Origin of the sequence: Aporhodopirellula rubra (assembly GCF_014192335.1) — a bacterium.
GTDB classification, from domain to species: Bacteria; Planctomycetota; Planctomycetia; order Pirellulales; family Pirellulaceae; genus Rhodopirellula; species Rhodopirellula rubra.
This window is the reverse complement of sequence record NZ_JACHXU010000006.1, coordinates 84,359-97,045: the sequence shown is the minus strand read 5'-3', so window position 1 is coordinate 97,045 and position 12,687 is coordinate 84,359. Positions and strand designations below refer to the sequence as shown.

6 protein-coding genes are annotated in these 12,687 nt (G+C 52.7%); all 6 read right to left on the bottom strand.

The features are described 5' to 3' along the window. Positions 1-330: 330 nt before the first annotated feature. The gene (locus FHS27_RS09935) at positions 331-1,821 is read right to left on the bottom strand and encodes a tetratricopeptide repeat protein (protein ID WP_184304718.1); all 1,491 of its coding nucleotides are present in this window, start codon (positions 1,819-1,821) and stop codon (positions 331-333) included. 2 nt (positions 1,822-1,823) lie between these two features. Continuing rightward, on the bottom strand, positions 1,824-3,692 hold the full coding sequence (xrtU, locus tag FHS27_RS09930; RefSeq protein WP_184304716.1) for an exosortase U: 1,869 nt from the start codon (positions 3,690-3,692) through the stop codon (positions 1,824-1,826). 1,833 nt (positions 3,693-5,525) lie between these two features. Beyond that, positions 5,526-8,057, bottom strand: coding sequence for a polysaccharide biosynthesis tyrosine autokinase (locus FHS27_RS09925; protein WP_246419385.1), 2,532 nt, complete (start codon positions 8,055-8,057; stop codon positions 5,526-5,528). 343 nt (positions 8,058-8,400) lie between these two features. Further along, on the bottom strand, positions 8,401-9,033 hold the full coding sequence (locus tag FHS27_RS09920; protein ID WP_184304714.1) for a hypothetical protein: 633 nt from the start codon (positions 9,031-9,033) through the stop codon (positions 8,401-8,403). A gap of 202 nt (positions 9,034-9,235) precedes the next feature. Further along, entirely contained in the window at positions 9,236-10,627 is a 1,392-nt protein-coding gene (locus FHS27_RS09915; RefSeq protein ID WP_184304712.1) for a tetratricopeptide repeat protein, read from the bottom strand. Positions 10,628-10,827: 200 nt separating this feature from the next. Next, positions 10,828-12,606, bottom strand: coding sequence for an exosortase U (gene xrtU / locus FHS27_RS09910; protein WP_184304710.1), 1,779 nt, complete (start codon positions 12,604-12,606; stop codon positions 10,828-10,830). Between the last annotated feature and the right edge of the window lie 81 nt (positions 12,607-12,687).

Below are 12,687 nucleotides of genomic sequence, written 5' to 3'. Positions count from 1 at the left end.
ACCCTCCCCCCAAAAAAAGGAGGGTGAAATTGGATTGATTCGGGCACTCTCGCAGAAACGCGTCCCGGGCCACTATGGTTTGTCCCTCTCAGCCCGCGAGAATGTAGGGATGGGCGTCGCATTTCACCTTCCCTCGGGGAGGGGCGATGTGATGGAGGATCGTGTGGCGCCGTGAAGGACGCAACCCACCCGTCATCAGTTGGAATAACGTAACCACATGAAACTCAGCCCCGAACTTTCGTGTCGTTCGTGCCTTTCGTGGTTATATAGACGCGACCTAAGCACCCCAGGCGCTGACCCGTCATCGACGCCATGCGGAAGGTTTGCTGATCAGTGTTCCGACTTCAGTCGGTCGGCAGCGGCTTGATGATCTTTCGACAATTCGGGTTCGTCGATCTTCGCGTAGCAACTAGCGAGCGTTTTGTGAGCGTTCGCTGCGAGTGGTTCGGCGGCGAGTGCTCTTTCCAAATCCGGGATCGCGTCAAGGTAACGTTCCATCAGATAGAGAATCTGACCACGTGTTTCGTAGAAATAGGGGCTGGGCCGATCCACTGTCGCGATGGCTTGTTCGCTCAGTTGTAAGGCTTGCTCCAGATTGCTGTCCTCGCGTTGACTCAGTGCAACGGCAAGGTTGTTAAGGATCGCACCACTGTTGGGAAGGTGCTGCGATGCGAGGGTCAAATGTCTCTGCGCTGATTCCGCATTCCCTTTCATTAGCCATGCGGTGCCGCGGACGAAGTGGGCGATCCCCGGTGACGACCCTTTCACCAACGCGTTGCGAATCGTGATTACCTCGTCTTCGTCACTTTCGATCGTTCTCAAGACTTGGTTGGCCACGAGGGTCAGGACTCGTGGATTGTTCGGTGCGTATTGCAACGCCACCTGCAGCATCTTGAGGATTCTGAGTTGTTCGGTCGGTGTTTCGTTCGGTTGTGATTCAATCTTGTTGATCCACGCAACAATGGTGTCACCCATCGCCTGGTGAAGTGCACGCCGATGCTCCGGCGTTTTCATGCGTTCGATCGAATCGGCGAGCGTGCGGACGGCTTCGTCATGTTGATCTAAGAACACGCGTGTTTGCGAAACGGCGATCGCCAGTCCTGGATTTGCCGGTTCTTCTTCAAACAGTTGGGTGAACTTGTCGAGTGTGGTGGTTGCCAAGCGGTCAGCCATCTCGTTTTCGCCGATCCGCCGCGCCAAAGCCGCCGCTTGGAGCCCTCGTCCTGGTTGATATTCGGCGAGTTGGACCAGATACGGGATTGCGGAACTGTACCGCTCGGCCGCGATCAGGTAGTTCGCGTAGAGTTGTTTGACGCCGAGGTCGTCTGGTCTTTGCTGCGACAGCAGAGTGAGCAATTCTCCAAACTCTTTTCGTTGATCGTTATCCAGTTCCGACCACGTCGTGCCCTGGTACAGTTCCTGCACCAACCACCGAGCGGCAGCATCGTTCCGGCGTGTCGACGCGAGTTGCCGCATCAGCGCGATCGCTTCGTCGGTCTTGCCTTGCCGATCCAGGTTCTCGGCGTAGGTGAACATCGTTTCGGCAGACGAATCGCCCATTTTGACCTGACGACGAAAAAGGAGATCAGCTGTTTCAAAGTCTTCGGTTAGAATCGAATCCGCAAGCTGGCCCTTGATCAGATTTCGTCGCCATGATCCACCATCGGTAAACGCAAAAAGCGACAACGTCACTAACCCGGCACACAGCAGGATTGCCGGAATGCCCGCGGAAACACTTTTCCACGGAATTGAGATGCCCCAAAAATAAACGAACTGCCAAAACCAACGCATCCACTGAATAGGATTGAGATAGGCAATCATGATCATGCCTCCTCGCTTTCGTCCGCATCCGAAGGCGTAGTCTCAGCGGCGTTGTTAGCAGGAGGTATCGTTTGCGGTGCCACCGTTTTGGTCGAATTCAATTCCCGAACACGCTCCGCGATCCGGCCACGCAACAACGCAAAATCCTCAGTGACCTTTTCGAGCGAAGACGGTTCAAGAGGATCGGCCGATGTCACCCAAATCTGCAGCATCATGACCGGTTCGGACACGTCGGATGTCGCATCAAACGCATCGGCAAATCGTGAGCCGAGTCGACCGGGTCGAGCGGGAGGATGTGGTTGCTTTCCAGACTCCGTAATCGAAGCGTACCAAAGATGCCCACGTCCACCCTGTGGTGTCCGGAAAACCGCGTAAGCGAGTGGGACATCGGATTCGACATCACCTGCTGGAGTCGGATCTCGTAGATCCCGATTGAGCAATTCCCAGTCTTTGTTTTCGTAGCAGAGACAGAGTTCATGGAAGCCTTGGTACGTTTGACTCATCACAAATTGCCCGGTTAATCTCCCGTCGTCTTGCGTTGGCGTCGAATAACTCCACACGTCGGAGTTGCGACCTAGAATCGGGTTTTCGCCATCTCTAGACGTCAACCGATCCGAAAGATCAAAGGCGGTCCCGTAGGACTCGATCTCCCCGTTGTTGGGTTCAATGATGAGTCCGTCGACAAACATTCCCGCGCCGCCTTCAAACTGCATGCGTTCGACACTGAATGCGCGTACGGTTGTCACGCCCAAGAAACTAAGACTGATGAGGGCAATTGCAAACAACACTGTTTGCGATTGGGCCACATTTATCATGCTTAATATGCGGGGTGAGCGATTGATTGTCACGGGAGCATGAGACGTCATTCCAGCACGGTAGTAGGCGTCGGCTGCATTCTCTAAAGAACCATCATCCACACAGGCATTCCATATTCGAATGATCGGGTTCGATTTGGAAGCAACGATCGCTTCCCCCGTCGGATGCAAAACGGAAGTGATCAATCGATCAAACGAGATCAGAAAGAGGGCGGAAATTCCCAATGTGAGGTAGCCCAGCAAGTCATGCGACCAACCTTCGGCCCAGTCCCATCCCAACGCATGGTCGACGACCGCGACCGTGGTCACCCGGAGCACATTGCCTGCAACAGCCAGCACGCATGCGATCACGAGATAGAAAGGTGCCAACCACAATCGTCTGCGATACACGGCAATGAGAAGCGTGCTCAAGAAAGCAAGCGTGAATACGGACTGAATCCCACTACATGCTTCAGCTACAAACAGATCTCGATTGACGAGTTGGATCACGTTGTTGTCGACGGCATGGGGAACCCCAGCGACGTCAATCAGCAAGCTCGATAGCTGTGTCGTTATGGGTTGCAGCCAAAGAACAATGAGGGAGTCGTACCCGAGTGGCAGCCGAACCAGCAACGCAAGTGGCAGTGCCAGTGCGAGCAATGATTTATCGAGCGGCCCCCGCATCACGTTCAGGCATCCAGCGGCGAAGAAGAAAAACGCGATCGCGACCATCCAAGGTGAGCGTAGCGACCAACCGCCTACCAATGCGATTCCCCCGAGACTCACACAGGTGATGCTGATCCAGCTCATCGGCGGATAAAACCGGCGGTCGCTCCGTGTCCAAGCGAGCCAGAGAACGGCAAGAATCGCAAACGGAAAGTACTGGTAGTGCGTCAGCCGCCACATGCGAGAGAAGTAGATCACCAACATCGGCAACCCACAGGCGAGTAACCCGCCCCAAAACCAAGTCCAAACGGAGAGATGCCACGGAGTCTCGTTCGGGTCGCTACTTAGTTGCAGCACATTTTCCGCTCGACGGTCGTTCGATTGGCTGTCCTGAGGCGTTTGCGCTGTCATTGGGAATCTCAATCATCGAGCAATCTCGGGAGTCACTTGTCAAAGCCCAAGCAATGGAAGTGACCATCTTTGGGCAATAGGAAAGCTCACAGGGTATTTTGCGTAACCCAATTGTAGTGCGAACGCTAAAAATACCAACGCGAATTCAAGTCTGGGGTCCCACTCCTAAAACTGAGCCCTCCGAAGTAAACGAATGTTCGCGGCCCTGAGAAAAAGCCAAGCCGCAGCGACCGTCCCCTCAAACCACAAAACACCCCAACCACACGAATTCCAGCCTCCACCTTTCGTCTCATTCGTACTTTTCGTGGTCAAAAAAAACACGCCACCATAGTCGCCCGATCGCTCCGCCGATCGGATCCCCACGCCGCACAATCCCAGCCCGACGCGACCAAGTTTTAGTCCGTGGGATACCTATGATACCGGATAGCTCACGCCAATCCGCTAATATGAACGTGATCCGGTTTCAAAAACAGATTGGCGTTACCCAGCCACGAACCACACGACGCCCAGTCTCCACCTTTCGTGTCATTCGAAACTTTCGTGGTCAAAAAATCCACACCACCATAGTCGACCGATCGCTCCGCCGATCGGATTCACGCACCGCACAATCCCAGCCCAACGCGACCAAGTTTTAGTCCGCCGGATACCCACGACACCGGATAGCTCGTGCCATTCCGCTAGCTAGAACGCGTGCTAACTTCCAAGCTAATGAGTTATTCCCAACCACGAACCACACCAATCACACGAATTCCAGTCTCCACCTTTCGTGTCATTCGCGCCTTTCGTGGTTAAAAAAATTCCCACCACCATAGTCGCCCGATCGCTCCGCCGATCGGAACCCCAGGCCGCACAATCCCAGCCCAATGCGAGAGCGAGTCAAACAGCAAAATTCCTCTCTTGCCCGGCGAGCAGGAAATTCAACATCCGGCTCACGCCATTCTTATCAACGAGAACGCCAGCTAGAAAGAAGAGCTGCTCTTTTAGGCCACGGACCACACGAATTCCAGTCTCCACCTTTCGTGTCATTCGTAGCTTTCGTGGTTAAAAAAATTCCCACCACCATAGTCGCCCGATCGCTCCGCTGATCGGATCGCCAGGCTACGCAAATTCAGCCCAACACGAGAGCGAGTCAAACAGCAAAATTCCTCGCTTGCCTGGCGGGCCGGAAATTCAACACCCGGCTCACGCCATTCTTATCAACGAGAACGCCAGCTAGAAAGAAGAGCTGCTCTTTTAGGCCACGGACCACACGAATTCCAGTCTCCACCTTTCGTGTCATTCGTAACTTTCGTGGTCAAAAAATCCACACCACCATAGTCGCCCGATCGCTCCGCCGATCGGAACCCCAGGCCGCACAATCCCAGCCCAACGCGACCAAGTTTTAGTCCGCCGGATACCCATGACACCGGATGGCTCGTGCCATTCCGCTAGCTAGAACGCGTGCTAACTTCCAAGCTAATGAGTTCTTCCCAACCACGAACCACACCAATCACACGAATTCCAGTCTCCACCTTTCGTGTCATTCGTAACTTTCGTGGTCAAAAAAATCCACGCCATCATAGTCGCCCGATCACTCCGCCCATCGGATCCCCACGCCGCACAATCCCAGCCCAACGCGACCAAGTTTTAGTCCGCCGGATACCCATGACACCGGATAGCTCGCGCCATTCCGCTAGCTAGAACGCGTGCTAACTTCCACCGATGAGTTCTTCCCAACCACGCAATAACCCAACCACACGATGTCCAGTCTCCACCTTTCGTGGCATTCGCAGCTTTCGTGGTCAAGACAATACCTCGCAAACGCCAGATATCCATCCACGGCTACCAATGTGATTACACGTCGTCCGTCGGCGTTCCGTTGGTGGAGTTGCTCGTCGCGACGGATATCGGTTTTGCCGCTGCCGCGGTTGCTCGTAAACCGGTTGTCCGACCGGAAACGACAATGGGAGTACGCGGTTGGCCGGCCTTAACCCCATTTTCAGCGGTCTTGCGGTAATATCGGTTGGTGTGTCGACCGTAGCGATAGTAACCGTATCCCTTGTAGCCATCGCTGCTGCCTGACTCGTCCGAGTTGTTAATAACCACCCCAATCAGCCGCGCGCCCACGGTACGAAGAATCCCAGCAGCCTCTTTCAAGTTTGGCTTGCTCTTGCGACGGATCTTCAACGTCATCACGACCGCATCTACCATGCTGGCTAAGATACTTGGATCCGTCACAACCAAGAGTGGTGGAGTGTCCACAATGATGTAGTCAAACTCGTCACGAAGCAGTTCGAGTAATTCGCTCATCTCGGTCAGGGTCAACGCCTCTGCTGGGTTGGCGGGGATGGGGCCTGACGGCATCATTTTAAGGGTCGCTAGAGGCGTTTCGTGCATCGCTTCGACGTGTTCGCAATGACCGTTGAGCACGTCGATCAGACCAAGCTTATCAGCAGAGTCAAAGTTGTCAGTGATCTGTGGGCGGCGTAGGTCGCAATCAATCAGCAGCGTTTTTTTTCCGCTTTGTGCGATGCTGCAAGCTAAATTGCCCGCAACAGTGCTTTTGCCATCACCAGGGAGTGGGCTCGTCACCTGTATAATTTTTCCACCATTTATATTCGACAGATCGAAGAAAATTGAGGTTCGGCAAGACCGAATCGCTTCCGCAGGTACCGATGCCGGTTGATGAACCACCGCTAGGTAGGGATCTAGCTTTTCGAAAGGATTTAGGGCGTCCTTCTTCGATTTTCGTATCTTACCCTTAAAGAATGGGAGGTGTGTGAGTATCGGAACGCCGATAGCAGCAACAATTTCGTCTGGGGTTCTAAACGTGTTTGCGTTCTTTTCAAGTAAAAATGCTAAAACACATCCCAATGCCAGTCCAACAACCGACCAGAGGCTAAGTGACTTCGAAAGATTGGGGCCGATTCGAACTGCCATGCTCGGAGCCGACAATTCGGTCACGATCACGCCACTATCTTCTTCTGTCAGGCTGACTCGCGCCATTTGCTCCTCAAATTGATTGATGAGTTGTCGAGTTCGTTCGATTTCGCGTAGCAGAGAGGCGTCTTCTTGTTCAAACTTTGCAAGTGCAAGTGCTTTCTTTTTTTCGTCTTCTATTTGCTTGTCCAGATCCGCAATCTGCTGAGAGAGAAACTGGATTTCAGCTTCGTATGCAATCTTCATTACTGAAATCGATTGCTTGGCCCGTTCGTCCGGTTCGGAGTTTGGTTGTGAGGACTCTTTCATCAACTCCAGGATGCGGTCGGTTCGCTCTTTGATTAAACGTGTGAACTCGGACCTCATCATCGTTAGTTCTGTGTCTAGGTTTTTGACCGTTGGGTGTGATTCGCCAAACTGCTCGGCATACTTTATTCGTTCAATAACTAACGGGATGAGGCGTTGATCCAGGTCGATCTCGGCCAGTTGGAGGTCTGTGTCTCGGGCGACTCCTCGCGATGCCGTTGCTGCAGATACTGCAGAAAAAGCAGATTTTCTTCCTAATAATTGTGCGAGAATCGAAAGAGCGAGCGACGCGTCTTCGGTCTCCTTGGTGATGGCTTCGATCGACGAAAGCTCGATCGACTTTTGGCGTAATTCTTCTGACAATTGGCCTCTTCGTTTCGCTAGCAGTAATTGTTGCTCTCGATGGGGATTAATGGCTTTCCCCGCCTCATTCCACACCAAAGGGGCATCGATCCGGAATTGGCGATAACGATCTTCCAATTCGGTCATTTTTGGGTGAAGTTGATCAATCCCAACATTGATCAAACGGATCAACTCAGACCGACTGCTCTTGTGCCGCTCAGCGAATAATTCTCGAAGCGATTCACTGAATGCTTTCACGCTTTGCTCACACAGCACTGGGTCGTGATTTTGGAATGTCAGTACCGCTACCATCGAGGATGCAGATCGTCCACCCTGTGAATCGACTGAAAACTGCAGCCCAGATGTGATCGAGCTTGCAAAGCCTCGTGGGTTGCTCTCAATCCTGTCCCGGAACGGGTTCATGTGGGGGGATTGCAATGAACTGCTAACCACTCGGTCGCTGTAGAGTTGCGACGTCAATATCTGGATCGGGGGGACGCCCCCGATCATGTCGCCGGTAAGGGAGTTGAGCGCGGCTGGTCGCTCAGTTTCAAACAATAGTTTGGTCGAAGAGCGAAATGATTCGGGCGTCTTGAGGAAAAGCAAGAATCCACCGAGCATACCCAGCAATGTTGGTAAAACAACGGCCCATCGATATCGCCACAACGCACCAAATAGGTCAGTGCCTTCTGACGCGTCGCCACCCTGATCGTGATTGTCCTGTCCGAAATCAGAGAGACCGCTTTCCCTAGATGGATAAGCTGAACTGATATCACCAACTGCCATTCGAATAGCCATTTCGCAAAAGTTGTTTTGGAATAATCAAGTAACCTTTGGCAAGGTTGTCGTTGAATAATCCTGAAAAATGATGTCCTGCATACCGAAAAGGGATGAATGTTCGATTTCGGATTATGGGGGAGGGAAGGCGTGCTGCTCCGCGGGCCTTTGAGTTTGAGTATACGTTCGCTGCCGAACCGGGCAATCGAAAATTGCGATTACCTAAGGTTGATACCTCTAGCTCAAGTTGCAGCAAGCGACTAATCGTTAAATTCCGCTGGATTGCGGGGACATTGAAGATACGAAAAAAGGCCAAGGCGATTGCCTTGACCTAGAGTGAGATTTTCGTGAGACCGACGACAGGCTACGCTAATGCAGGCTGAGCTTGAGTGACTGCCTTCCGCCTTCGGCGACGGCGAGCAGCGATAACACCAGGCACCGTGACCATCGCACCTAACAAAAGTGTCGCTGGTTCAGGGTTTGCAGTCAAACCAATTGTGAAGTTCGACGAATTCCCGGCCGCTCCGAAGTTTGCCAAACTCAGAGCAAACGATGAAATGGCGGTTTGCCCTGGGACGATTTGGCCACCGCCCCCATTGAGACCACCGATTCGGACAAAGGTAGTTGGTGGTTGAGGCTCGATAGCGAACGAATTACTTGTCAACGGGGTATTTACACTGCCTGCTAATGTTCCGGCAAACCCACCGACCGACGCATCAAATCCGTTCATTGGATGACTGGCAAGATTAGTTGACGTCAGTGTCACCGTGTAAGTCTCTGCAACAAACGGCGGTGTACTGAGTTCAGCTTGGGCGTTGAATCCCAACTGGATTGGTTGGTGTAGTTGTAGAAAACTTAGGTCAATACCGATTGTCTTCGCAGTATTGTCGATCGAAACCGAATTTACCGATGCATTGCCCCCAAGAACATTGTTGCCTGGGACGTACGTTACCAAAATCGCTTGTGCGGGACTGGCCCAACAAACGACGGATAACATTGCTATTAAGCTTAAATTTCGCATGATTTTACCAGTTGTGAAAGGACAGATTCGGGGCTTGTTTGCAGCGAAAAGTGGACGTTTGATCCTTGTTCCCCCCAAATGTACTGGGAGGAATGGTTGGTGTCAAACGTGAAGTTGGGAGTTTTGGGGGGGAAAGTGCTGTTTTTTCTAGATGTCGCAATTGTGTCGCAATATCGAATCATTTCGGTAGTCGAAACGTGGCCTCACCATCGTTAAATCGGCCGGTTAATTGTAAATGGTCTGCGATGAGGCGATGGCGTTCTTCTAGCTCGAGCATGTTAAGGTTATGGTAGGCTCTGGCCATTCCACGGTGAACGCTCTCGACTTCTGGAAATTCGGTTAAGGAAACTTGAAAATCGTCTAGTGCTAGCTGCCATTTTTGCTGTTCAAGGTAAATATTTGCGCGAGTGTCGATAAATGCGGGGGTGTTCGGGTGTCTATCCAGGACTGTCGAGATTAGTTTCATGGCGCGATCAATTTGGGGGGGCGTGCGTTTTATTAAATGCCAAGCCAAGTTGTTGGCGACAATTGGGGCCTCCGGTAAAAGTTTGAAGGCTTGTTCTAAGTGGAAATTGGCTCGCTCGCTAACGCCAGCTTCTTGGAAACTGGTGCCCAACAACAGGTGGCTGAGCCCCACTGCTTTACCGGTCGCTATATTGTCGAACAAAAAGTCTCTGGCCTTTTTGGTGGCTGAGTCGTCAATAGACACCAATTGCAGCATACGATTGAAGACATCAGCGTCATCCGGGTTCTGAGACATCGCTGCGGCAATGAGTTGAAAGGCTTGAGGCCGAGAGTGCCTGGTTGCGCCTTCTTGCGTTAGCAGTTTGTCTGCCCAGCCTAGATATGTTCGAGCCAAGGCTTTGTGAAGCGGTGCCACGTCGCCCGATTGTCGCAAGCCTTCGCGTAAATTCTTAGCGGCTTGGTCAAATCTCTCTAGTATGAACAACGCTTCTCCACGCTCGATTCTGGAGGCTTGGTCTTTCGGGTTGGCGCCGAGTCTCTGCGTCGTCAGGCGTAGCGCTCGCTCAGCACTAGCCTCTGCCTCGGCAGTCCGGCCTGTGAGGATGCAGGCTTTGGCATAAAGGATTTGGTAGTGGGGAAGAGTCTGGCTGGCTCGCCCGAGGTGGAACGTAGCACCTTCGAGGTATCCTCTTTGAAAGTAGAGGTCTCCTAAAATACCGTGAGCGTTGACGTTGCTTGGATCTACTGCCAGCGTATTGCGTAGTTGCTTTTCTGCCGACTCAAGTTTTTCTTTGGGGATTGGGTGGAGCGATAGTAGTCGCGACGCATTCCAAAGGTGGGCTGGAGCATGCACGGGTTTGTCGAGCGGGCCTAATTTTTGAAGTATGGCATCTCGGCGTCCGAGGTCATTGGACCTATCTGATGCAATAGCCAGCTCAAACATCGCGTCGCGATCACGGACTCCCAACTCAATCGCTCTTTCCAAATATAATGTTGCCGATGACCAATCGTTGCCGCGTGACGCAGCACGTCCTGCCTGAACATATTTCGTGCTCAACTGAGTGGAGGAGGCAAATGCTGTTGTCAGCAGAAAATATCCTGTCACGGATATTGTGATGATTGCGGGAATCCCCCACGCGAGATTCCGCCACCGACGTGACCGGTACCAGATCGCTAGTCCCCGAGATAGCCCTCGAAACAACCACCCCACAAAGGAGAACGGCGAAAGCAAAACTCTCAAACTGCCTCTGGAGATGTCACCGAACCACCACGAAAAACGCCGGAATCTACGCCGAATAAAAGAGATCATTGCACCGCCTCCTCGTTAGCCGAAATCTCCACCGCTGGATCGTTCAGCGTCGCCAAGACCTGTGGTGTTAATCGACGCCTCGCTTGTTGGAAAACCGCGATCACACTCCTTTCCGTTGCCTCGTCCATTTCTGAATGAGTTCGTGCAAAAAGATGGATTTGAATATAAGGCGGTTTGGGTATCTCGTAGACAACGTCCTTCACACCACGCGTTAACGTCGTCAGCTTGTTGCCGGCAATATCGGTTGCGTTGGCTTTGGAAATATCTTTGATGAGTGCCTTGGTCTTTCCGTCCAGGTCAAAACTACTAAAAACGATCAGGCCTGTTCCGAAGAGCTCTCGAGAAATGCTTGCAGTTGCCAGGGGGAGTGGCTTGGATGGAGAGGAATGCTCGTCCAGAAGGTCGTCTTCGTTCCCGTTGTTCGCCACCGAATTGACGTAGTCTTCGCTGCCTTTCCACATTCGCTGGTCAGAAATTTCCCACCCTGTACTGACATAACAAAGACACAGGTCCTTCACGTTTTCATAGGGGTAATCGATCGACAGGCTCACACTGATGTCGCCACTGCGATAGATCCAGCGTTGGCTCGATCTGCCGAATGGATCCCCCTCGACGCGGCGGATCACCTCGTAACCTGTTCGCTGGAAATTCCCTATATTAGGCGGCAAAGCTTCCTCACCCAATTCGACCAATTCAAAGTCTGGCGGGATCAGTGAGCTGATGCTGGGGAGATCTGCTGGGCGGTTCCAGATCTGGACGGCGCCCATGGGTGCGAACACCACCGAAAGTGCCGTCCAGGCGATGGTCGCGGAATACGACATGCGCGATGGTTCCATCCCACCTGTCACTCCACCACGCGATGAAAACCGCTTTGAAAGGAAGTGAAATGGGCGGTGAGGAAGCAGAAACAACAAAAGTTGGTCGACCGAGATCACCAGAATCGTTGAAGCAAGAAACAGAAAAACGCCGAGCCAAGTGTGTGGCGTCCCCTCGCTTAGGTCCCGCGAATGTCCGAGCGCCCAGGCGACAATGACAATTCGGGTAACGTTCTCTACCAACACCAAGCCGAACGTCGAGCCCAGCAACATCAAGCAATGCACCACGCTGCGGCGAAGGTAAAGCCCGAGAAACAGCGAAAATGCCATTAAAACGTAGAGGGAATGAATGCCACTACAAGCGTCAGCCACGAACAGTGACTTGCTTGGTAGTTTCACTACATTTGCGTAGGTTTGGTGTAGAATTCCCAATTCGTCAAGCACTCCACTGGTCAGTCTCGTTGTCACTGACCGCAATTGGATGATCAAATCTTCGTCGAGTCCAAATGGGAGTGGCAGAAACGCCCACGCAAAAATCCAGGTGGGGAGCCAGTTCGATGGAGGAATGGATGAATTGACAAAAAAAGCAAGCAGGGCGAATAGAGCCGCCACCATGGCCAGCCAAGGTGACCATGCAAAGGTCGCCAATGCCAGACCTGCGAGAGCGGCCAAGAGTAAAACGAATCCCCACCATGGATGCGAACGGCCAGGGATGCGTGCCTCACTGTCCTCGTCAGCGCCGCCCCAGAGCAACCAGAAGGCGAAGGGTGCTAATAGAAGGAACTGATAGTGTGGCTTGGCGAGCAAACCCAGCAGATGCCAGTAAAGGAGCGGTGCAAATCCTAACGCAACGAGCGTCGTAATCAGCCATGGTCGCGTCGCAAAGGCGTTCGAAAACGGTACGGTGTTCGTTTTTGCCGTGGGGAAACCACTTTCCGACGTGGGGGCGGTACTTGCCATAATGTTCTAGAGGTTTCACTATTCGAAAAAGTCAGATTTGGGACATGTCGAGCTCCACCTGAGGGCGGCTCTTTTTTCCGC

What these genes read in the sequence shown, in the direction of transcription:
- FHS27_RS09935 (WP_184304718.1), bottom strand. Translation starts at nt 1,821, where the DNA reads ATGATTGCCTATCTCAATCCTATTCAGTGGATGCGTTGGTTTTGGCAG.
- xrtU (WP_184304716.1), bottom strand. Translation starts at nt 3,692, where the DNA reads ATGACAGCGCAAACGCCTCAGGACAGCCAATCGAACGACCGTCGAGCG.
- FHS27_RS09925 (WP_246419385.1), bottom strand. Translation starts at nt 8,057, where the DNA reads ATGGCTATTCGAATGGCAGTTGGTGATATCAGTTCAGCTTATCCATCT.
- FHS27_RS09920 (WP_184304714.1), bottom strand. Translation starts at nt 9,033, where the DNA reads ATGTTATCCGTCGTTTGTTGGGCCAGTCCCGCACAAGCGATTTTGGTA.
- xrtU (WP_184304710.1), bottom strand. Translation starts at nt 12,606, where the DNA reads ATGGCAAGTACCGCCCCCACGTCGGAAAGTGGTTTCCCCACGGCAAAA.